This is a genomic window from Rhizobium sp. GW821-FHT14E12 (genome assembly GCF_058803745.1).
The window spans coordinates 55,957-76,620 of record NZ_JBXAPH010000002.1 but is presented as its reverse complement, the minus strand read 5'-3'; the positions used below and the strand labels follow the sequence as shown (position 1 = coordinate 76,620).

General features: G+C 59.7%; 20 protein-coding genes. 7 read left to right on the top strand and 13 right to left on the bottom strand.

The features are described from left to right. Window positions 1–36: 36 nt before the first annotated feature. The 3 genes from AC1RO0_RS08525 (at window position 37) to AC1RO0_RS08515 (ending at window position 3,063) form a co-directional block, all read left to right on the top strand. Entirely contained in the window at window positions 37–654 is a 618-nt protein-coding gene (locus AC1RO0_RS08525; RefSeq protein WP_498593354.1) for a glutathione S-transferase family protein, read from the top strand. A gap of 21 nt (window positions 655–675) precedes the next feature. Beyond that, window positions 676–1,668 carry a flavin-nucleotide-binding protein gene (locus AC1RO0_RS08520; protein WP_498592473.1) on the top strand — a complete coding sequence of 331 codons (993 nt, stop codon included), beginning with the start codon at window positions 676–678 and terminating at the stop codon, window positions 1,666–1,668. A 288-nt stretch (window positions 1,669–1,956) separates the two neighbouring features. Continuing rightward, window positions 1,957–3,063 (top strand): branched-chain amino acid ABC transporter substrate-binding protein, encoded by a 1,107-nt coding sequence (locus AC1RO0_RS08515; RefSeq protein ID WP_498592472.1) that lies wholly within the window; start codon window positions 1,957–1,959, stop codon window positions 3,061–3,063. 82 nt (window positions 3,064–3,145) lie between these two features. On the opposite strand, the gene AC1RO0_RS08510 is transcribed toward AC1RO0_RS08515, so the two are convergent. The 4 genes from AC1RO0_RS08510 to AC1RO0_RS08495 form a co-directional block, all read right to left on the bottom strand. Next, entirely contained in the window at window positions 3,146–3,970 is an 825-nt protein-coding gene (locus tag AC1RO0_RS08510) for a sugar phosphate isomerase/epimerase family protein (protein ID WP_498592471.1), read from the bottom strand. Between the two features lie 30 nt (window positions 3,971–4,000). Beyond that, window positions 4,001–5,176 carry a dihydrodipicolinate synthase family protein gene (locus tag AC1RO0_RS08505; RefSeq protein ID WP_498592470.1) on the bottom strand — a complete coding sequence of 392 codons (1,176 nt, stop codon included), beginning with the start codon at window positions 5,174–5,176 and terminating at the stop codon, window positions 4,001–4,003. Window positions 5,177–5,188: 12 nt separating this feature from the next. Continuing rightward, complete coding sequence (locus tag AC1RO0_RS08500; protein ID WP_498592469.1) at window positions 5,189–6,346, bottom strand: Gfo/Idh/MocA family protein; 1,158 nt, start codon at window positions 6,344–6,346, stop codon at window positions 5,189–5,191. A 128-nt stretch (window positions 6,347–6,474) separates the two neighbouring features. After that, complete coding sequence (locus AC1RO0_RS08495; protein ID WP_498592468.1) at window positions 6,475–7,182, bottom strand: TetR family transcriptional regulator; 708 nt, start codon at window positions 7,180–7,182, stop codon at window positions 6,475–6,477. A gap of 270 nt (window positions 7,183–7,452) precedes the next feature. On the opposite strand from AC1RO0_RS08495, the gene AC1RO0_RS08490 reads away from it, so the two are divergent. Next, complete coding sequence (locus tag AC1RO0_RS08490) at window positions 7,453–8,661, top strand: TIGR03862 family flavoprotein (RefSeq protein ID WP_498592467.1); 1,209 nt, start codon at window positions 7,453–7,455, stop codon at window positions 8,659–8,661. Window positions 8,662–8,683: 22 nt separating this feature from the next. Here AC1RO0_RS08490 and AC1RO0_RS08485 read toward each other — a convergent pair whose 3' ends face one another. The 4 genes from AC1RO0_RS08485 to AC1RO0_RS08470 form a co-directional block, all read right to left on the bottom strand. Next, on the bottom strand, window positions 8,684–9,637 hold the full coding sequence (locus tag AC1RO0_RS08485) for an NAD-dependent epimerase/dehydratase family protein (protein WP_498592466.1): 954 nt from the start codon (window positions 9,635–9,637) through the stop codon (window positions 8,684–8,686). A 221-nt stretch (window positions 9,638–9,858) separates the two neighbouring features. Further along, entirely contained in the window at window positions 9,859–10,890 is a 1,032-nt protein-coding gene (locus AC1RO0_RS08480) for an L-idonate 5-dehydrogenase (protein WP_498592465.1), read from the bottom strand. Window positions 10,891–10,954: 64 nt separating this feature from the next. Next, entirely contained in the window at window positions 10,955–11,722 is a 768-nt protein-coding gene (locus tag AC1RO0_RS08475) for an SDR family oxidoreductase (protein WP_498592464.1), read from the bottom strand. A 9-nt stretch (window positions 11,723–11,731) separates the two neighbouring features. Beyond that, window positions 11,732–12,937, bottom strand: a complete 1,206-nt coding sequence (locus tag AC1RO0_RS08470) for a mandelate racemase/muconate lactonizing enzyme family protein (protein WP_498592463.1) — start codon at window positions 12,935–12,937, stop codon at window positions 11,732–11,734. 211 nt (window positions 12,938–13,148) lie between these two features. Between AC1RO0_RS08470 and AC1RO0_RS08465 the strand changes: the two genes are divergently transcribed. Beyond that, window positions 13,149–13,913, top strand: coding sequence for a GntR family transcriptional regulator (locus AC1RO0_RS08465; RefSeq protein ID WP_498592462.1), 765 nt, complete (start codon window positions 13,149–13,151; stop codon window positions 13,911–13,913). Window positions 13,914–13,936: 23 nt separating this feature from the next. On the opposite strand, the gene AC1RO0_RS08460 is transcribed toward AC1RO0_RS08465, so the two are convergent. Genes AC1RO0_RS08460 through AC1RO0_RS08445 form a run of 4 tightly spaced genes read right to left on the bottom strand, consistent with a single transcriptional unit; the run spans window position 13,937 to window position 18,140 of the window. Then, on the bottom strand, window positions 13,937–15,088 hold the full coding sequence (locus tag AC1RO0_RS08460; RefSeq protein ID WP_498592461.1) for an ABC transporter ATP-binding protein: 1,152 nt from the start codon (window positions 15,086–15,088) through the stop codon (window positions 13,937–13,939). Between the two features lie 17 nt (window positions 15,089–15,105). Further along, a complete protein-coding gene (locus tag AC1RO0_RS08455; RefSeq protein ID WP_498592460.1) occupies window positions 15,106–15,936 on the bottom strand; it encodes a carbohydrate ABC transporter permease in 831 nt (276 codons plus the stop codon). Beyond that, window positions 15,936–16,853 carry a carbohydrate ABC transporter permease gene (locus tag AC1RO0_RS08450; RefSeq protein ID WP_498592459.1) on the bottom strand — a complete coding sequence of 306 codons (918 nt, stop codon included), beginning with the start codon at window positions 16,851–16,853 and terminating at the stop codon, window positions 15,936–15,938. The genes AC1RO0_RS08455 and AC1RO0_RS08450 overlap by 1 nt, the downstream gene beginning before the upstream one ends. Window positions 16,854–16,901: 48 nt before the next feature. Then, a complete protein-coding gene (locus AC1RO0_RS08445; RefSeq protein ID WP_498592458.1) occupies window positions 16,902–18,140 on the bottom strand; it encodes an ABC transporter substrate-binding protein in 1,239 nt (412 codons plus the stop codon). Between the two features lie 324 nt (window positions 18,141–18,464). Here AC1RO0_RS08445 and AC1RO0_RS08440 point away from each other — a divergent pair, with 324 nt between their 5' ends. Beyond that, window positions 18,465–18,725 carry a hypothetical protein gene (locus tag AC1RO0_RS08440; protein WP_498592457.1) on the top strand — a complete coding sequence of 87 codons (261 nt, stop codon included), beginning with the start codon at window positions 18,465–18,467 and terminating at the stop codon, window positions 18,723–18,725. A gap of 118 nt (window positions 18,726–18,843) precedes the next feature. Here the strand turns inward: AC1RO0_RS08440 and AC1RO0_RS08435 are convergent, their stop codons facing one another. Further along, window positions 18,844–19,194 (bottom strand): DoxX family protein, encoded by a 351-nt coding sequence (locus AC1RO0_RS08435; protein WP_498592456.1) that lies wholly within the window; start codon window positions 19,192–19,194, stop codon window positions 18,844–18,846. Window positions 19,195–19,366: 172 nt separating this feature from the next. Between AC1RO0_RS08435 and AC1RO0_RS08430 the strand changes: the two genes are divergently transcribed. Next, window positions 19,367–20,476, top strand: a complete 1,110-nt coding sequence (locus AC1RO0_RS08430) for an alcohol dehydrogenase catalytic domain-containing protein (RefSeq protein ID WP_498592455.1) — start codon at window positions 19,367–19,369, stop codon at window positions 20,474–20,476. Window positions 20,477–20,664: the final 188 nt, after the last annotated feature.

Genomic DNA, 20,664 nt, shown 5'->3' with positions numbered 1-20,664 from the left:
TTGGTCGGACGATTATCGATCTGGAGATCCGCCATGATGAAACTCTATTTCTATCCGCTATCCGGCCATGCCCATCGCGCCCGACTGTTCATTTCCCTGATCGGTGTCGATGCCGAGATCGTCGAAGTGAACCTTGCCGGAAAAGAACATAAGACGCCCGAGTTTCTGGCACTCAATCCCTTCGGGCAGGTTCCGGTGCTGGATGACGACGGCGTCATCATTCCCGACTCCACCGCCATTCTGGTCTATCTCGCCAAAAAATACGCTGAAAAGAGCTGGCTGCCGGAAGATGCGGCTGGCGCTGCCGCCGTGCAGCGCTGGCTTTCGGTGGCCTCGGGCCAAATCGCCTACGGACCCTGCGCCGCCCGCCTCGTCACCGTCTTTGGCGCGAAGTTCGATGCGGATGAAGTCATCGCTCGCGCCCATGCCATCCTGACGCTGATCGACGCTGAGCTTGCCAGTCGCCAATGGATCGCGGCCGATCATCCGACGATCGCCGATGTCGCGCTTTATAGCTACATCGCCCGCGCGCCGGAGGGCAATGTCGATCGCTTCCGGTACCACAACGTCACCGCATGGCTTGCCCGCATCGAGGCTTTGCCAGGCTTCTATCCCTTCCAGAAGACCCCGATCGGCATTGCCGACGCTGCCTGAGGCTCATCGAAAGGCCGGATCATGTTCACCGCCAACAAAGCTGAAGATGTCTCTCCCTGGCATGCCGGGGAAATCGCGCTGCAGAAAACGGTCGGTGTGGCGGAGCGGATGGGCGAGGTTGGCCAGCGTGTGCTGCGCGATCATCTGATTGACCAGCACCGCGACTTCTATCCGCAACTGCCCTTCATCGTACTCGGCAGCGTCGATGCAGATGGCAACGCCTGGGCGACACTGCGAGCCGCCCGTCCCGGCTTCCTGCATAGCCCCGATGTCCATACGCTGAGTGTCGACCTTGCGCGTGATCCGTCCGATCCCGCCGACGTGGGCATGCAGGATAGTGATGCTATCGGCATGCTCGGGATCGAGCTTCATACTCGCCGCCGCAACCGGCTGAACGGCACGATCCGCCGGCATGGAAATGATGGCTTTGATGTCTCGGTCGCTCAGGCCTACGGCAACTGTCCCAGATATATCCAGCTGCGGGATTTCACCTTTGTCCGCGATCCGTCCAAACAGACGGATCGGCCAGCGCAACATCTGATCGCGCTCGACGCCGAGGCAAAAGAAATGATCGCTGGCGCCGACACCTTTTTCGTTGCCTCCTATGTCGACCGCGAGGATGGGCAAAGACAGGTGGATGTGTCGCATCGCGGTGGCAAGGCGGGGTTTGTGCGTATCGGCAGCGACGGCGTGCTGACCATTCCGGATTTTGCCGGCAACCTGTTCTTCAACACGCTCGGCAATTTCGTCCTCAATCCGAAGGCTGGGCTGGTCTTTGCGGATTTTGAGAGCGGCGAGCTACTGCAACTCACTGGCGAGGTGGAGGTCATTCTGAATGCGCCGGAGATATCAACCTTTCAGGGCGCGGAACGACTGTGGCGCTTCACGCCGCGCAAGATCGTCCGTCGCCCGGGTGCCTTGCCGTTGCGCTGGAAATTCCGCGAGGACGGCTGGTCGCCTAGTTCGCTGATGACCGGGAGCTGGGATGCCACTGGCGGTGCCGAAGACGGTTAAGAAACGTCCGCAACCCGTCAAATTCCGGGGGCACTACTTCGACGAAAACGCCCTGAAAATCGCAAAAGTTGTCTTCGGGACGGTTATTTTCTTGCGGAATCGTACTAATATTCCTACAGAAACTACCCTTATGAGCGCTTTTGAGGTCAAAAATGTCCGAAAGCGCTCATCGGCCTCGATGTAACTTCCTGTCTCCATTTCAGGGCGCCTTGCGGCAGTTCGCGCGTCACGACAGGCCATTGCGGCGGGTTCAAAGGGCGCTGCCGTGCCCATCCGAGGAGAGAGAAAATGAGTCTGAAGACATTGACGGCCGCGACCTTCGTCGCCTCGCTGGCCTTTGCGCCGCTCGCGCATGCCGATATCACCATCGGCCTGATCGCGCCGCTGACCGGCCCCGTCGCCGCCTATGGCGATCAGGTCAAGAATGGCGCAGAGACCGCCATCGACGAAATCAACAAGAGCGGCGGCGTTCTCGGCCAGAAGCTCGTCCTGAAGCTCGGCGACGACGCCGGCGATCCGAAGCAGGGCGTCTCCGTTGCCAACGGTTTCGTCGGTGACAGCATCCGCTTCGTCGTCGGTCCCGTGACCTCAGGCGTCGCCATTCCGGTTTCGGACGCACTCTCTGAAAACGGTATCCTGATGGTGACGCCGACCGCGACCGCTCCAGACCTCACCAATCGCGGCCTGACCAACATCCTGCGCACCTGCGGTCGCGACGACCAGCAGGCGACTGTCGCAGCCGACTATGTGGTGAAGAACTTCAAGGACAAGAAGATCGCCATCCTTAACGACAAGGGCGCCTACGGCAAGGGCCTGGCGGACGCCTTCAAGGCTACCCTCAACAAGGGCGGCGTGACCGAGGTCATCAACGATTCCCTGACCCCGGGCGAAAAGGACTACAGCGCCCTGACGGCAAAGCTGAAGCAGGCCGGCGTCGAACTGATCTACTTCGGCGGCTATCATCCGGAGGCCGGTCTGCTTGCCCGTCAGCTGAAGGACATCTCCGTCAAGGCGACGATCATCGGCGGCGATGGCCTGTCCAACAGCGAATATTGGGCGATCGCCAATGAAGCCGCTGCCGGCACGATCTTCACCAACGCGGCCGACGCCCTGAAGAATCCGGATTCGCAGAGCGCCGTCGCTGCCCTGAGGGCACGCAACATTCCGGCGGAAGCCTTCACGCTCAACGCCTATGCCGCCGTGCAGGTGCTGAAAGCCGGCATCGAAAAGGCCGGCAAGGCCGACGACGCGGAAGCTGTCGGCGCCGCCCTGAAGACCGGCGAGCCGATCGACACCGCCATCGGCAAGGTCACCTACGGCGAAACCGGCGACCTGACCTCGCAGAGCTTCTCGCTCTTCAAGTGGGAAGGTGGCAAGATCGTTTCGGCCGAATAAGCCGCCGGATTCGAGTCTTGAATGTGTTGCCGGGCCATAAGCGGCCCGGCATTTTTATGTCTTTCGATATTGTCGGCCCTCGTCAGCAGACGGTGCGAAAGCGATCGACGCAGGTGGAGAGGACTTCTTCGCCAGGCCTTTTCCACCAGTTCGCTTCCGAGAAGATTTCCACTTCCTGCGCGCCGACATAGCCGGCCTTCTCGATGGCCGCGCGGATGCGCTTCAGGTCGACGACGCCGTCGCCCATCATACCGCGATCGAGCAGGAGATCCGTGGTCGGCACCAGCCAGTCACAAATGTGATGCGCCAGGATCTGGCCATTGGCGCCAGCGCGGGCGATCTGTTCGTAGAGCTTCGGATCCCACCAGACGTGATAGACGTCGATGGCGACGCCGACGCCCTCACCCAGCAGATCGCAAATGTCGAGCGCCTGCTCCAGCGTGTTTACGCAGGCGCGGTCGGCGGCATACATCGGATGCAGCGGCTCGATCGCCAGCGGAATACCGGCGCTGCGGGCATGCGGCAGGATTGTCGCGATACCATCCGCCACCATTTCGCGGGCTTGGCCGATGTCTTTCGACCCCTTCGGCAGGCCGCCAACAACAAGCACGAGGCAATCGGCATTCAGCGCCGCCGCCTCGTCGATCGCCCGCTTGTTATCATCGATCGCTGCCTTCAAACCCTCGGCGTCCGCTGCCGGAAACATGCCGCCGCGGCAAAGGCCGGTGACCTGCAGCCGGTTATCGGCCACGATCCTCGCGGCCTCCGAAAGACTGATCTTATGCACCTGATCACGCCAGGGCGCGATCGCAACGATATCCTGCTTCAGGCAGGCCTCGACCGCCTGGCGCATGTCATATTGCTGGCGCACGGTCGCAAGATTGATGGAAAGGCCAGATATAGCCATGCAGATGATCCTCCCAGATCCTATCCTCGATTAGGCGACGCCGACCGTTGCAAGGATCGTCTTCATCCGCTGCACGGCAAGATCAGGATCCCTCAGAACACGCGCCGTATCCGCCAGACGGAAAAGTTCCGAAAGGTGCACGACGGAGCGCGTGCTCTGCTGGCCACCCAGCATCTGAAAATGATCCTGAAAGCCGTTGAGATAGGCGAGGAAGACGACGCCGGTCTTATAGAAGCGGGTCGGCGCCTTGAAGATGTGCCGCGACAGCGGAACGGTCGGCGCCAGTATCTGGTGAAAGGTGTCGAGGTCATTCTGGGCGAGTTTGGACAGCGCAGCGCTTGCCGCCGGCGCAATGGCGTCGAAGATACCGAGCAGTGCGTGCGAATAACCCTGGCTGTCGCCAGCGATCAATTCGGCATAGTTGAAATCGTCGCCGGTATACATTTTGACTGAGGGATCGAGGCGGCGGCGCATGACGATCTCTTTTTCGGCCGACAGCAGCGAGATCTTGACGCCATCGACCTTGGAGGCGTTGTCGTTGATGATGGCGACTGCCGTTTCCATGGCGCGCATATCGTCCGACGAACCCCAGTAGCCCGCCAGCGCCGGATCGAACATCGAGCCGAGCCAGTGGATCATCACCGGTTGCTTCACCTGTCCGAGAATGCGGTTATAGACGCGGATATAATCGTCCGGCCCCTTGGCCGCAGCGGCAAGTGCGCGGCTTGCCATCAAGATGATGCGCCCGCCCTGCCCTTCGACAAAGGCGATCTGTTCTTCATAGGCGCGGATGACGTCATCGATGGTGACGTCGGGACCGGGAGCGAGATGATCGGTGCCGGCGCCATAAGCGATCAACGCGTCCGGGCGATTGCGGGCGGCCGACTGTGCGTGGGTGATCAACTCTTTGGCGCCGGCCCAGTCGAGGCCCATGCCGCGCTGCGCCGTGTCCATGGCTTCGGCCACACCGAGACCGAGGTCCCATAGATATTCGCGAAACGCGATACTCCGGTCCCAATCGATGTTGCGGTCGAGCCACGGATCGTTATCGGCCAATGGATCGACGACGACATGGGCGGCCGCATAGGCGACACGATTGAAGCGATGACCACCAGCCGGGCGCTCCGGCGGCGAAAGCGGTGTGTTAGCGACAGTGAAAGCGGCGAGCTTGCCTTCGGCGGTCGGCAAACGAAGGGTCTTCGTCATGGTCTCGACCTCCTAGCGGGCGGCAAGTGTGGGAACGTCGATCCAGCGGCGCTCGACCCAACTCTTCTGAGCAAGCTCGGCAAGCTGAACGCCCTTGGCGCCTTCGCGAAGTGTGAATTTCCACGGCGCATCCTCGGCGACATGGCGCAGGAAGCCCTCCCATTGCGCCTTGAACCCGTTATCGAAGACCTGCGTATCCGGCACCTCGTCCCAGGTGTCGAAGAAATTGATCGTCTGCGGCTGATCCGGATTCCATACCGGCTTTGGCGTGTTGACGCGATGCTGTGTCCAGCAGCGCATCAAGCCGCAGACCGCAGAGCCATGCGTGCCGTCGACCTGGAAAGTGACGAGATCGTCACGGCGCACGCGCACAGCCCAGGAGGAGTTGATATGGGCGACGATACCGCCCTCGAGCTCGAAGGTGGCATAGGCGGAATCGTCGGCATCGGCGACATAGGTTTCGCCGTTTTCATCGACACGGCTCGGAATATGGGTCGCGCCGTAGCAGCTCACGGCTTTAACTTCGCCGAAGAGATTGTCGAGCACATAGCGCCAATGCGGCAGCATATCGAGGATCATGCCGCCGCCCTCGGCCTTGCGATAGTTCCAGGAGGGCCGCTGCGCTTTCACGCCCCAATCACCTTCAAACACCCAATAGCCGAATTCGCCGCGCACCGAGAGGATCTTGCCGAAGAAGCCGCTGTCGCGCAGCATGGCGATCTTGCGCAGGCCCGGCAGGAAGAGCTTGTCCTGCACTACGCCATTCTTGACGCCGCGGCGCTCCGCCGAGGCCGCAACCGAAAGCGCCTCGTCCAGCGTCTCGGAAATCGGCTTTTCGCAATAGACGTGCTTGCCGGCGGCAATCGCCCGCTCCAGCAGGGAAACGCGCATCTGGGTCGAGCCGGCATCGAAGAAAATCGTATTGTTCGGATCGGCGAGCGCAGCATCGAGATCAGTGGTCGTCTTAGCGACGCCGTGCTTGCGGGCGATCTCCGCGATCTTCTCGGCGTTGCGGCCAACAAGGATCGGCTCCGGCATCAATTTGTCGCCATTGGCAAGCAGCACGCCGCCCTGATCGCGGATCGCCAGGATCGAGCGCACCAGATGCTGATTGTACCCCATGCGGCCGGTAATGCCGTGCATGATGATGCCGATCGGCTTCGTCGCCATAAGTCATTCCTCCCGTAAATAACTATATAGTTACATGACTGACACGACAAAGCGGCTCTGTCAACGATCGTCGTCAGCGATCGCGACGGCAGTTATGCAGATTTTCGTGAATTAGGTGATCCGGGCTATCAGGGGCGCAGGTAGGCGAAGATGACCTCGATGATATGCTCGCCCCAGGCATCGATTTCCGACTTTTCGGAGAGATTGCGCTGAAAGATCGTCGAGAGCGTCCAGCGGTTCGTCAGGAAGAAGGAGCCGAGCGCCGCAATGCTCATATAAATCTTGACCGGATCGCAGCCGGAGCGGAAATCGCCGGCGGCAACGCCACGGTCGAGCAGACTGGAAATCTCCGCGACCAACGGCGAATGCAGCTCGAAAATCCGGGCCGAGCGCTTCAGGAAGCGGGCCTTCTGCATATTCTCCGTGCTGAGAATGCCGAGGAATTCCGGATGATCCAGAAAATATTTCCATGTGAAAACAACCAGCTCCCGCATGCCCTCGCTGGGACTGCGATGCGACAGATCAAGCCGTGCTTCCGCCGACCGGATGGCAACATAACTGCCTTCGAGGACCGCGACATAGAGCGCGTCCTTGCCGCCAAAATAGTGATAGAGCATGCGCTTGTTGATCTTGGCGCGCTCGGCAATGGCATCGACACGGGCACCGCCATAGCCACGCTCAGCAAACTCCTTGGTCGCCGCCGCCAGGATCGCCTTGCTGGTACGCTCGGCATCCCGAAGCCGTGGCCGCTCGACGGGCGCACTCGACACCGCCGGATCAGCGGCCTCGGCATCAACGCTCTTCGATCGGCTCTTTGCGGTTTTGGCTTCAGACATCAAGGTTCTCGGCTGTATCAGGAAGGCCGATGCGGCCTTCTCGTCACCGACAAGTACCCGATCATCGCGCAAGTTGACAGTCTCCCAGAAATCGGACGCTTGAGTAACTACATAGTTATATAAATTTCTTCTTTCGCGAAAGCGATGTAGCTCGTCGGCCACCCTATCCAAGCCTATCCATCAGCCCCACGGACGAATAGCCGAAACCACCTTGCTTTCGACGGCCGCTCGGCCCAAGACAGCAAAAACGAACCAGCGTCGGACGGCTCCATGACAGAAAAACAGATCGCGATCATCGGTGGCGGGCCGGCCGGCCTGATGGTGGCTGAGGTGCTGTCTCTTTCCGGCCATCGGGTCAGCGTCTACGACAGCATGCCGACGGTTGCGCGCAAATTCCTGCTGGCGGGGAAATCCGGCCTCAACATTACCCATGCCGAGGATTTTGCCCGCTTTGCCAATCGGTTCGGCTCTGCCTCCGAACGGCTGCGCCCTGCCCTTGAGGCCTTCACGCCCGATGATATCAGGGGTTGGGCGGCAGGGCTCGGTACGGAGACATTCACCGGCACCTCGGGCCGCGTCTTTCCGAAAGCCATGAAAGCTTCGCCCCTGCTGCGCGCCTGGCTTGGCAGGCTGGAGGCGCAAGGCGTCAATATCCTGACGCGGCATCGCTGGTCGGGCTTCGCCGAAGGCGGCTTCGTTTTCGAAACGCCGGAAGGGCGTAAGACTATCCGATGCGATGCAGCCCTGCTTGCGCTCGGCGGTGCCAGCTATCCCCGGCTCGGTTCGGACGCCGGCTGGACCAGCTGGCTGCGAGATAAGGGTGTCGATATTGCCGATTTCCAGCCCGCTAATTGTGGCTTCGACGTCGCCTGGAGCGCAATCTTCAGGGAGCGCTTCGCCGGCGCGCCGCTGAAGGCGGTCACGGCAACGTCCGACGCCGGGACCTTTCCCGGCGAATTCGTCGTTTCCCAACACGGCATCGAAGGCAGCCTCGTCTATGCCCATGCCGCCTGCCTGCGCGACCGGCTTGCAAGCGACGGCAAAGCTGTGCTGCTGGTCGACCTCGCACCCGGCAGAACGGTGGAGCGGCTGTCGCGCGATCTCGCGCGGCAGGATGCGAAGGCCAGCCTTTCCAATCGCCTGCGCAAGGGCGCGGGGATTGAGGGCGTCAAGATGGCGTTGTTGCGGGAGCTTGTTCCTCCGGCTGCTCTCGCAGATCCGGAGCAGCTATCACGGCTGATCAAAGCCTTGCCGATCCCGCTGCTGCGGCCACGGCCCATCGCTGAGGCCATCTCGTCCGCCGGCGGCGTCCGCTGGGACGGCGTCGATGACGGATATATGTTAAAAGCCCTCCCCGGCGTGTTTGTTGCCGGGGAGATGCTCGACTGGGAAGCGCCGACCGGCGGCTATCTTCTCACTGCCTGCTTCGCCAGCGGACGTGCAGCGGCAAGAGGAATGGAAGCCTGGCTGCGGCGATAGCCTCCTGGATAGGCGAGCGCCGCTACCCGAGCCGCCCATTCGCCATCAGCCACGCCACCGACTCCTGCACGGCCTGTAACGAAGTATAGCGCGGCGCATAGCCGAGAAGACGTTTGGCCTTCGCGATCGAGCAGTTCGGGCTGCGGGCGATATGCTCCCAGGTCGCCGTCGCATCCTCCAGCGTCTGGCCTTCCGCCCACTTGTCGTAGGCAAGGAATTCCAGCTTCGGTTCGTGACCAAACCAGCGCGACATGGCTTCGGCATAGCCTCTGAGCGTCAGCGCGCCGCCCGAAACCGCATGAAAGCTCTCGCCGGTCGAGGCGCGCCAATTGGCGATTGCGCCCATGAACATCTGGGCGACATCGTCGGCATGGACATGGTGGACCGTTTCCAGGCCGAAATTCGGCAGCACGAGCGTTTCGCCACGCGCCAGCGTCGAAAAGGCTGAGAGATTGAAATGACCGGCCGGGTTAAGCGGCGCCCAGCCGGGGCCGACAATATGGCCGGGATGGATCAGCGTCGCCGGAAAACCCTTGTTGCGCGCCTCCGCCCGCAGATAGGTCTCAATGGCGGCTTTCTGAATTCCGTATTCGCCGAAGGGCCGCTTCGGCGCTTCCTCAAGCGTCGGCACGACGGTGGGATAGCCGTGCGTCCAGATGGTGCCTGTATGCAGGAAATGACCGACATGGCCGGTAAGAGCTTCGGCCAGATGTTTGGCGCTCTCCAAGGTGAAGCAGATCATGTCGATGACGATATCGGCCTTCAGCGCGCGGATGGCCGGCCCGAAACTGCCGTCCTTCTCCATAGTGGCTCGATCCATCGTCCGTTGCTCGACATCATCCCAGGCCCGGTTTGGCGAATAGGGTTTTGCCTGGCCACGGCTGATCGCCACCACCTCATGTCCAGCTTCCACCAGTCGCGGCACGAGATAGGTGCCGACATGGCCCGTCGCTCCAATGACCACTGCACGCGTCATGATGTCCTCCCAGGAATATTGTCAAAATTGGATGATGCCGGAATCCGGAATGAAGAAAATGATTGCTCCTAGAGAATAGGAGCATGTTCCGCCTTGTCATCCCCGAACGGAAGAAGACGGCATCTTTCTTTACATCTGCGTCTTCGTGGCAAATTCTCCGTCCGCGCAACGGGAAAATCCACCGAGGAAGGAACGACCACTTTGTCCTTCTCACCTGACAGTCAGAAGGAAAGCTGCACTTTCATTGCCTTGCTTTTGTCGGACGCCAGTTGGAAAGCTACGTCAGCCTCTTCGAAGGGAAGCGTATTGGTGATCAGCGGCTTGACGTCGATAAGCTTGCGCCCCATCAGATCGACGGCAAGCTGGAACTCCTCGTCAAAACGGAATGTGCCGCGCAACTGCAATTCCTTGGTGACGATCATATTGATAGGAATGCTGATATCGCCACCGAGACCAAGCTGGACGATGATGCCGCCTGCCCGGATTGCTGGCAGAGCGCTGTTAAGCGCGGCCTGATTGCCTGATGCTTCAAAGAGAACATCGAATGTTCCTTTGCCCTTCTTGTAGGGCTCGAGAGCGTCGGGTTCCCTAGATGTATTCATGGTCTTGCTAGCCCCGAGTGCCGCCGCCGTTTGCAGGGCAAAATCACCAATGTCAGTCGCGACGATTTCCTGGGCGCCGCTATAGCGGGCAACCAGCACAGCCAAAGACCCGATGGGGCCGGCGCCGGTGACAAGAACACGTTTGCCCATCAGGGATCCTGCCTGCTTCGCTGCATGCAGGCAGACGGCGAGCGGCTCCGCCACGGCTGCTTCGGCCATGGTCACGCTATCGGCAATCGGGATTGCCTGCGCGACGCTTACGGTGATGTTCTGCCTGAAGCCACCCTGCGCATGTGGCATTCGCATGGCACTTCCCATGAACTGCATGTCGAGGCACTGGTTATGGGCGCCCTGCAGGCAATATTCGCAGCGGTGGCACGGACCACTCGGATTGACCGCGACGCGCATGCCGGGAACCAGATGCGAGACGCCGCTGCCCACCTCTTCGAGGGTGCCGGCAATCTCATGGCCGAGCGCCATTGGCTGCTTGAGGCGGATCAGGCCGGTGCCGCCATGGTGATAGTAGTGAAGATCGGATCCGCAAATCCCGCCGGCATTGATGCGGATGCGAACCTGATCGGGGCCGGGCTTGACCACCTCGATCGGTTCGATCCTCAGATCCTTGGGCGCATGCAATATAACGCCAAGCATGGCGACCTCTCGCTGATGAGAACACGCCTCGAGCGAAGCGCGTCCATTAATTTCGTTGTGGACTTCAAAGGACGGACAGCATCCCGCCATCGACATAGATGATCTGACCGTTGACATAGCCGGATGCCTCGGATGCCAGGAAAACGGCCGTGCCGATGAGTTCTTCCGGGCGGCCCCAGCGCTTGGCCGGGGTACGACCCTTCACCCAGGCATCAAATTGCGGATTGTTGACCAAGGCTTCGTTCATATCGGTGAGCATATAGCCGGGGCCGATCGCATTGGCCTGCACCCCATGCTCGGCCCATTCCGCCGCCATTGCCCGGGTCAGCATCTTGATGCCACCCTTTGCAACGGTATAGGGGGCAACGGTGGCCCGCGCCAATTCGCTCGTCAGGGAACCGATATTGATGATCTTGCCGTGGCCACGGCCGATCATCCGCTTGGCGGCCTCGCGGCCGACCACGAAGGCGCTGGTCAGATTGGTGTCGATGACCTTCTGCCATTCGGGCGTCGTCAACTCCACCATCGGCTTGCGCAACTGAATGCCGGCATTGTTGACGAGGATGTCAACCGCAAGCCCCTCTTTGTCAAATCGCTCAAAAGCGGCAACGATGGCCGCTTCGTCGGTGATGTCGAATGGTGCCTCGTCGACGGCAAGCCCCTGGGCCCGCAGCTCAGTGGCGGCCTTTGAAAGCCTGCCTGCATCCGAGCCGTTGAGGATGAGGCGAGCGCCGGCGGCGCCAAGGCCGCTGGCAATCGCGCGTCCAAGGCCACGCGACGAACCCGTCACCAATGCGGTCTTGCCGCTCAGGTCGAAAAGTTTGGCTGACATGACTGTTCCTCAAGCTTGCGAATTGCGAACGATGAGGTCGGACCGCTCGAATACCGCCGGCAGCAGATCGACGCCAAGCCCCGGTCCGTCCATCGGATAGACATAGCCGTTTTCGATGCGCGGCACAGCGGTCACCAGTTCCTTGTACCAGCCGGTATAGAAGGCACGCACCGATTCCTGGATCAACGTATTCGGCTGGCTGAACGACATGTGGATGGCGGCGGCAAAGCCGACAGGGCCGATACAATCGTGCGGCGCAAACGGCCGATGGTAGGTTTCCGCCATCGAGGCGATCTTGCGGCCTTCCGTCAGCCCGCCCGTCCAGCATAGGTCGACCATGACGACATGGGCGGCATCGCGATCGAGCATGTCCTTGTAGGGGAAGCGCGAGCCGAGCGTCTCGCTGGCGCAGACCCAGACATCGGTCGAACGGGCATATTCGGCCAGCGCCTGCGGCGAGTTCATCCGGATCGGGTCCTCATACCACATCGGCGCATAGGGTTCGAGCGCACGGGCAATCTTCATCGCCGTCGGCAGGTTCCACAGCGAATGGAACTCGACCATGATATCCATCTTGTCGCCGACAGCCTTGCGGATCTGTTCGAAGGGCCGAATGGCCTGCTTCATCTGCTCGGCCGAGATATAGAGACCATGGTTCTCGATCGCCGCAGGATCGAACGGCCAGATCTTCATCGCGTTGATGCCGCTTTCCAGCAGATTTTCGGCCAATGCGCCTGCGTCCGTCATGAAACCTTCCAGATCCTCATAGGGACCGGCCGCTTCACTCTTGCTGAAATTCCAGTTCGAAACCGGCTTGATATTGTTCGAGCGCACATAGCCGTAACCGGCACAGGTATTGTAGATCCGCAACTTGTCGCGGCAAAGGCCGCCCAGCATCTGGTGTACCGGGAGATCGCAGACCTTTCCAAACAGGTCCCAGAGCGCGATATCGATTGCCGAGGCCGCCCGGTACTCGACGCCTGTCGATGATTGCGCCATCGGCAGGTTGAGCATTTCCTTGTGCAACGCTTCGATATGAAGCGGATTCTTTCCAAGAAGGCGGACAGACAGCGTGTCGTGAATATGGGCCTCGACGGCACCGGCGCCATAGAAGGTTTCGCCAAGTCCGATAATGCCGGCGTCCGTGTGGATGCGAACCCACAGGACATTGGCGAATTCCAAAGTCCGCAAGGTTTCGATGCGCGTAATAATCAAGGGATACTCCTCCTCGGCTTGAGCGACGGAGCCTTGCCGCTCTTCTCCACCAGCTTCATGCATTGACCCATCGGGGGCCTCACCAACGTCCTCACCGATCAAGCACATACAGCATATTTCTCTTTGTAAAATATCACAACATTTTTTGAAATAATTTTTTGCGTTCCGGTTGTTAGACGTTATGCTGCGGCAAAGAATTAGGGATGATGGAATGGCCGGAAAACGCAAACAGCTCAAAGTGGTCGAGAAGGTGGAGCCGACCAGCCCATCGAAGCGACGCAACTCCGTCAACCTCGTTGAATTGGCCTATGAGCAGCTTGAAAACCGGATCATCAGCTGCGAATTGAAGCCCGGCAGTTTCCTCGCGATCCAGGATCTGGTCGATATTACCGGCTTCAGCCGCACGCCGGTGCATCAGGCGGTGAGCAAGCTTGCGGCCGACACGCTGGTCATCATTCATCCACGACAGGGCCTGCAGATTGCGCCGATCGATCTGGCGCGGGAGCGAATGCTTCTGCGGCTGCGCCGCGACCTCGAGCGCTTCGTGGTCACGCTTGCGTCGGAACATTCGACGGCGACGCATCGCTCGCAGATGATGCACATAACGCGCGTCCTTCAGGAACAGCGCGAGACGATGACCATCAGCGACTTCAACGTCTTTGACCGGCGGATCGACAAGTTGATCCTGCTTGCCGCCGGCGAACCCTTTCTCGAACATACGCTGCGTCCGCTGCACACGCTGTTTCGCCGCATCGGACTCATTCATCACACCAACATCGGCGGCGCAGAGAGCCTTGCCGGGACGATCGACACGCATATCGCCGTTCTGGAAGCGATCGCCAAACGCAATGTGACGCAGGCTGTAGAGGCGACTGACGCACTGATCGGTTTTGTGGACGGCATGTTCGATGCCATCGAGCGCAAGATCGACCCATCGATATTGGACAGCAGCCTGGAGTCCCTGGTTACCTCGTAGTGACGGTAAAGATGTCAGCGCCCTTATCGAAGGCGCTGACCGGAATCGGCTGAAAACACGACAGCTTCCGCCAGATTGAAAGCCAGGGTGATAGCATCGCCCGCCTTGAGAGAGGTGTAGCCCGGCTGGGTTATCATAACGGCATCGAGCTCGCCGTCTTCCTGGTGCGCTGTCTTTGCCCCATTGAGCCTGACGGCAATAACGGATTCGGCACCGATGTGCTCGACCATGATGACCGATCCGGCGATACCATTTTCATTGGCAGGTTCACCGATCGAGATGGCGTTGGGACGAATACCCAGAAGCACCTTGCCTTGCTCCTTTGCGGCAGCAGAAGCCAGTGCGGCCGGCAACCCGATATTCGTTTGACCGATCTGCCCGTTTCGGTCCATCTCGATCAGGTTCATCGGCGGCGTGCCGATGAAGCGCGCGACGTAGACGTTTGCCGGGTCCGTATAAATCTCGCGCGATGAACCGAATTGCTGGACGACGCCATCCCGCATCAATGCGATCTTCGTGCCCATCGTCATCGCCTCCACCTGGTCATGGGTCACATAGACGAAGGTGCCGCCGATTTCCTGATGAAGCTTGGAGATTTCCGCACGCATCGAGGTTCGCAGTTTTGCGTCGAGATTGGACAGAGGTTCGTCCATCAGGAACACTTCCGGTTGGCGCACCATCGCCCGGCCGAGTGCGACGCGCTGACGTTGCCCACCGGAAAGCGTCCTCGGAAATTGCTCCAGCATCGGCGTCAAGGCGAGGATCTTTGCCGTTCGGTCGACAAGACCTTTGACCTCGGCGGAGGCTTCGATCTTGCGCTTGGCCCAGGAACCGATGACCGGCAGATGATACCACCAGCGGAACTGCTTCATGAGCAGGGGAAACGTAATGTTCCGGCGGACGTTGAGATGTGGATAAAGCGCGTAGGACTGGAAGACGAACGCCATGTCGCGCTCGCTCGGTGGCAGATTGTCGACCCGCCGCTCATCCAGCAATATCTGGCCGCTCGATATGGTTTCAAGCCCGGCAAGCATGCGCAGCAGCGTCGATTTTCCACAGCCCGATGGTCCAAGCAGCACGAGGAACTCGCCATCGGCCACCTCGAAATCGATATTCTTGATGACCTCTTTCGCGCCAAAGCTCTTGGTGATGCTGTCGAATTTGATGGATGACATTGATTTCAGACCTTGTCTCAACCCTTGACGCTTCCAGCGGTCATGCCGGCGACGACATAACGTTGAACGAGCAGGTAAAATAATACGGCGGGGAGCGTGTAGATGACGCCGACCGCCATCACCGCATGAACGGGGGTGGAAAGTTCCCCCACGAAACCGGCAAGACCAACCGAGGCTGTGTGCAAGCTCTCGCTGCTGGCCAGCGTCTGCGCGAATACGTACTCGTTCCAACCGTGGAAAAACGCGATCACGGCCGCGGCCGCAAGCGTCGGACCAATCAATGGGATAACCACCGCCAGAACGATGTCTATCTTCGAGCACCCGTCCATACGTGCGGCTTCCTCCACCTCGATCGGCAGGCTGTCGATCGACCCTTTGAGGATCCAGGTGATGACCGGAACGGTGAAAGCGGTGTTGGCGAGAATGAGGCCGCCGAGGCTGTTGAGCAAACCGAGTTTGCCGAAGATCGCATAGAGCGGCACCACCAGCATCGCCTCGGGCAGCATCTGGGTCGCGAACAGGATGAAGCCGACCAGCCCCATGCCCGCAAACTTGAACCGCGACAGCGCATAGGCTGGCAGGATGGACAGAACGATGCTCAAAACTGTGGTGCCCGCCGCGACGATCGCGCTGTTCAGCAGCCAGGTCGCGACCGGTATCGTCTTGAAGACATCGAGATAGATGCCGGCCTCAAAGAACGACGGCAGGAAATGCGGCCGGTCGGCGAAGAGATCTCCTGATGGTGTCAGGGACGTGACCAGCATCCAGTAGATCGGAAAGATGGCGACGCCCAGAAGCGCCAGAACGGCGATCATGCGCAATGCGTGTTGCCAGGGATTGGTTTTCATCAACGTTTCCCCTGCAGCTTTTCAGTGCGCTGCGTCACCTTGAAATAGACCACGGTCACGACGAGGGCGACCAACAGGCCGATCATGCCGATTGCGGCGGCGGTTCCGAGATCGCGGTAGACGAAGCCATTGCGGTAGAGCTCGATCACCAGCGTATTCGTTGCGCCGAGCGGGCCGCCTTGCGTCATCAGCCAGATCAGGTCGAACCTGCGCAGCGACCAGATGGTGATGAAGAGTGCAAGCAGCATCACGGTCGGTTGGATCGTCGGCCAGACCGCCGTCTTGAAGATATTGAAGCGATCTGCCCCGTCGATCATGGCCGCTTCGCGGATCTCCGGAGAGACGCCCTGGAGGGCGGAGAGGATGACCACCGAGGAGAACGGAAATATCTGCCAGATCGTCGTCATCAGGATGGCCGGCAACGCCAGGCTCGGATTGTCCAGCCAGTTCTCATTCCCAAAAGGCAGGCTCAATGCTCTCAGGGTGTGGTTGAAGATCCCGTATTGCGAGTTGAGCATCCAGGTGAAGATCAAGGCGACGGCCACCGGTGGTGCTGCCCAAGGGACGGTCACGAGTGCGCGGGCAACCCCTCGCCCCAAAAACGGGCTGTTCAACAGCAACGCAGTGCCAAGGCCCAGTGCGAGAGACAGGAAAACGCAGGCGACCGTGTAAATTGCCGTGACCCACAGCACCCCCATGAAATCGCCGGTCTCGAACAGGAAATTATAATTGTCGAGACCGACAAAGGTCTGGTCGTCCGGCGCCAGCAACGATGTCGATGTGAAGCTGAGCAGAAACTCCTGGATCAGTGGATAGACCTGAAACACCAGGAGGTAGACGACGATCGGCGCGACGAAGATGTAGGGCGCCCAGCGGTTGCCATCGAGCGAGCCGCCTCTCGGAGTTGTCTTTTGCATGATCTTGATCCGCCGTATTGGAACCAGATGTGAGAGGCTGCGCTGCGATCAGCGGCGCAGCACTCGGCGTTCGATCAGCTTCTGTGCGGCGTCCATGGCCTCCTGCGGATCCGTTCCGCCCTGGAGAACCTTGAGGACATTTTCGAGCACGATCTGCTGGATTTCCGGCGTCTTGGTTTCCATGCCCATGACGAGCTGCGGCACCGCGTTTTCCACCTGCTTGTCGTAGACCGCAAGCCATGGCTGCGCGGCATTCTCTTCCGGCGTCCGGTCGACGACTGTTCCGATCAGAGTGCCCATCGCCCTGCTCAATTCCTTCTGATTTTCCGGCTCAAGAGCCCATTTCAGGAAGGTGACGGTCGCGTCCTTATGCTTGGTGTTGGCGTTGATCGACAGCATCGTCATGATCAGGCCCTGTGCCGGCGTCGGGAACGGGGATGGCGCGGCAGCAAAAGCCAGATTGGGCGAGTTTTGATGGAAGATGGCCGCAACGCCGCCATTGTCGATCTCCATCGCCACCTTGCCTTCCCAGAACATGCGTCGGTAAGTGGCGGCGTCGGCCCCCTTCGGGGTTATGTCGAGATCGTAGGCTTTCTTATAGGCAGCAACGCCGGCCACCACTTCCGGGCTATTGACGGTCAGCTTGCCGTCCTTGCTCCAGCGCCCGCCGAAGCCATAGACGTAATTGCAAAGATCCTGCCAGAAGCCCGCGCGCTCCGCCATCGTGGCGCGGTAAGCATATCCAAACTGACCATTGCCGGTCATTTTCTTGGCGGCTTCCAGAAATGCATCGAAGGTGGTCGGCACCCCATCTTTCAGGAGACCCTTGTTATAGAGCATCGCGTAGCCGGTCGTGTCGAAGATGACGCCATATCGCTTGCCGTCGACCTTCAGATATTTATCCGGCGCGGTGAATTTGTAATCGCCATCCTTGATGACGTCGTTGAGCGGCAAGATCCTGCCCGACGGGACCGCGGCAAAATAGTCGATCTGGTCGAAGCGAATGATATCCGGACCGCCGCCGCCGCCCATCTGGGTGAACACGGTATTTGCAAAGCTCGAGAAGGGAATGGCGATCGGCTGGACTTCGACCTTGTCCTGGCTCTTGTTGAATTTATCGACCCATGCCTTGGCGCGGTCACCTCTCCCCGCCTCGGAGAACATCGCCGCCGCAAAGGTGATAGTTTCCTTTGCCTGGGCGAAGGCCGAACCCGCCATTGCGCCGAGCGCCAAAGCCGACACCACGAGACCAACCGATATACGCATGCCACCGGACAAAATTTGCATAAGATTTTCCCTCCCTCGTCTGTTTGCCGACCTCAGCGCCTCCCGCTCATGTCGTCCAGACCTCATCCTCACTTCATAGAATGTTGTGATATTTTACAAAAGTCAACAGCCTGCATTCTTGGTTCCGTCGCGAACTCGAACTAGAGACCCGGGAAGCTACCCTCCCGCATTCGCGGCGGTAGTATCCCAATCCCAATCAGATTCCACCTGCGAACCCGCCTAACCCGCCAGTCGTGTGAAATTGCCGAGGATGGACAAAGCGCACTTGCCGATCTCCAGCGCGAAGGCCTGACGAAAATCTGGTTCAAATGCGATCCGGCGGAGTTGGATACGCTCCCCGGCCGTCTGTCGGAGCGACTGGCGCGGATGATGGCGCTGCTGGAAGAAAGGCGGCAAATGATCGACCAGGCGCTTCCCTATATCGGAGTTGCGAAGGAATGGGCGCTCCGCCGCACCGAGCGCCGGTTGGAAGCAGAGGTCAAATATCTCGCCGATCTTGTTGCCGCGGTTCCGGCTGTCATTGCCGATGAGCGCCATCCCCGTCCACGTCAGGAAAAGCCGTTGGGTAAATCCCCCGGCACCTGAACCGCGTGGATATAGCAGTCGCTATTTTTCCTCGCGATTTCGAGCCATCCTTGCTGCCACCACGATCAAGCGGCGGCAGCGCCGGGCGAGACAGATTTCAAGAGGGGCGACGGCATCTCTACGCAACGGAAATTATGACGCATAACAACGCCCAGAACACCGGGAATTCCGGCCCCATTTTCTGCCAGCGCCAATTGAACCCATTGATTTTCACAATGGCGTAGCTTGCGCCGAGGAGAACCAGCCCGCCCAGCAGCGCGGCAATGCGCGGATAGATGCCGAATACCAATCCGACTGCCGCAACAGCCTCCATCGCGATCGTGACAGCGAGGAAAACCTTGCCGGGCCTGAATCCAGCGGCAATGAACGTGTTTGCCGCCTTGTCGAAATGCATGGCCTTTCCGGCCAGATGCGGCAGGAACCATATGCCGCACAAGATGCGCAGTAGCTCAACCGTGGTCCATTGCATTGAATTTTCTCCCTATAGGCAGCCTTGTGGCGCTCAGCCGTCTGCAGGACCGCTGATGAGCATTTGATGATTTCACGAACCGCATCTTGCATTTTCAGATACCAAATAGTATTCACAATCCTATTGGTATGTCAATTATTGACAGGGCCTGGCACCTTCAGGGAGGATTATGATGAGTTTGATGATGCGAGCCGCACGTTTGCATGCCGTGGGCGAGCCGATGAGGATCGATCTGGTGGAAAGTCCGGTCGCCAACGGCACGGACGTCGTGGTCGAAATCAAGGCCTGCGGAATGGTCCCCAACCTGGCCAATGTCCTTGCAAACTGGGAGACGTGGTATCCCCAAATGCCGCTTCCACCCCGACCAGCCATTCATGGACTTGATCCATCGGGTATCGTGCATCATGTCGGCGAACAGGTTGTGGGCATAAAGCCGGGCGACCGGGTCTATATAAATCCGGGACGGTTCTGCGGCGCATGCCATGCATGTTCTTCGGGACGGCCGCAATCATGCGAGTATTGGACGCTTGGCGGCTATTTTGGATATAATGCCAAAAGCCTGGAGATGTTCGAGCGGTACCCGTATGGCGGCTTCTGCGAGTACATGCTTGCTCCTCAGGCGCAAGTCATCAAGATACCGGACAATATGAGCTTCGTCGAAGGCTCGCGGATGGGCTACCTCGGCACATCCTATGCCGCGCTCAAGAAATGCGGCCCGCTGATGGGGAAAACCATCATCATCAATGGTGCCACTGGCACACTGGGCGTCGGAGCCACATTGTTCGCTCTGGCCATGGGGGCGGCGAAGATCTATGCGGTCGCGCGTGGCGCAGGCCTGCTGGCGCGTCTCAAGGCCCTTGCTCCCGACCGTATCGTCACCTTCTCCAATCTCACGGGTTCTTCAGGCGATTTCGTCAAGGCGCAGCAAGGCGGCATTGGCGCCGATCTGATGCTCGACACGCTCGGGGCAAAAGCGCCGCTGGAATCCATGATGGACGCGATGAAGGGCGTTCGGCGCGGCGGGCGAATTGTCAATATCGGCGGGACCGCGGGAAATCTGCCCGTGGACGTCAAATGGTGGATGGACGAACAGATGGAGCTGATCGGTTCTGTCTGGTTCAATGCCGCCGAGGGCATGGAAATTGCGGCCATGGTCGGCGCCGGGGTGATCGACCTTTCCGTTCTGGAACCTCGTGTGTGGCCGCTGGAGCGCATCAATGAAGCCATTTCCGGCGTCAGCAGCGGCGATGGCGGCTTCACCTATTACGCAGTGGAGATTTGAGCCTCCAGCACTGCCGGAACACCAGCCTTTTGACCTGGCCGGCTCCCTGCCTTGACCCGCCGCGCAACCGGCAACGTCACATAAAAGCGCCGCCCGTCAGATTTGACGAGCGGCGTTCTATCATTTTACATCTTCTGCGCCATCACCGGTTTGAGGATCTGCGCAGCTACCTCAGCGGTGCCACGCCG

Excerpts from the sequence above, each read along its gene's own strand:
- AC1RO0_RS08505 (WP_498592470.1), bottom strand. The coding sequence starts at position 5,176 with ATGACGAAGACCCTTCGTTTGCCGACCGCCGAAGGCAAGCTCGCCGCT.
- AC1RO0_RS08475 (WP_498592464.1), bottom strand. The coding sequence starts at position 11,722 with ATGTCAGCCAAACTTTTCGACCTGAGCGGCAAGACCGCATTGGTGACG.
- AC1RO0_RS08520 (WP_498592473.1), top strand. The coding sequence starts at position 676 with ATGTTCACCGCCAACAAAGCTGAAGATGTCTCTCCCTGGCATGCCGGG.
- AC1RO0_RS08430 (WP_498592455.1), top strand. The coding sequence starts at position 19,367 with ATGAGTTTGATGATGCGAGCCGCACGTTTGCATGCCGTGGGCGAGCCG.
- AC1RO0_RS08510 (WP_498592471.1), bottom strand. The coding sequence starts at position 3,970 with ATGGCTATATCTGGCCTTTCCATCAATCTTGCGACCGTGCGCCAGCAA.
- AC1RO0_RS08525 (WP_498593354.1), top strand. The coding sequence starts at position 37 with ATGAAACTCTATTTCTATCCGCTATCCGGCCATGCCCATCGCGCCCGA.
- AC1RO0_RS08465 (WP_498592462.1), top strand. The coding sequence starts at position 13,149 with ATGGCCGGAAAACGCAAACAGCTCAAAGTGGTCGAGAAGGTGGAGCCG.
- AC1RO0_RS08450 (WP_498592459.1), bottom strand. The coding sequence starts at position 16,853 with ATGCAAAAGACAACTCCGAGAGGCGGCTCGCTCGATGGCAACCGCTGG.
- AC1RO0_RS08485 (WP_498592466.1), bottom strand. The coding sequence starts at position 9,637 with ATGACGCGTGCAGTGGTCATTGGAGCGACGGGCCATGTCGGCACCTAT.
- AC1RO0_RS08445 (WP_498592458.1), bottom strand. The coding sequence starts at position 18,140 with ATGCAAATTTTGTCCGGTGGCATGCGTATATCGGTTGGTCTCGTGGTG.
- AC1RO0_RS08460 (WP_498592461.1), bottom strand. The coding sequence starts at position 15,088 with ATGTCATCCATCAAATTCGACAGCATCACCAAGAGCTTTGGCGCGAAA.
- AC1RO0_RS08515 (WP_498592472.1), top strand. The coding sequence starts at position 1,957 with ATGAGTCTGAAGACATTGACGGCCGCGACCTTCGTCGCCTCGCTGGCC.
- AC1RO0_RS08495 (WP_498592468.1), bottom strand. The coding sequence starts at position 7,182 with ATGTCTGAAGCCAAAACCGCAAAGAGCCGATCGAAGAGCGTTGATGCC.
- AC1RO0_RS08455 (WP_498592460.1), bottom strand. The coding sequence starts at position 15,936 with ATGAAAACCAATCCCTGGCAACACGCATTGCGCATGATCGCCGTTCTG.
- AC1RO0_RS08500 (WP_498592469.1), bottom strand. The coding sequence starts at position 6,346 with ATGGCGACGAAGCCGATCGGCATCATCATGCACGGCATTACCGGCCGC.
- AC1RO0_RS08480 (WP_498592465.1), bottom strand. The coding sequence starts at position 10,890 with ATGCTTGGCGTTATATTGCATGCGCCCAAGGATCTGAGGATCGAACCG.
- AC1RO0_RS08490 (WP_498592467.1), top strand. The coding sequence starts at position 7,453 with ATGACAGAAAAACAGATCGCGATCATCGGTGGCGGGCCGGCCGGCCTG.
- AC1RO0_RS08435 (WP_498592456.1), bottom strand. The coding sequence starts at position 19,194 with ATGCAATGGACCACGGTTGAGCTACTGCGCATCTTGTGCGGCATATGG.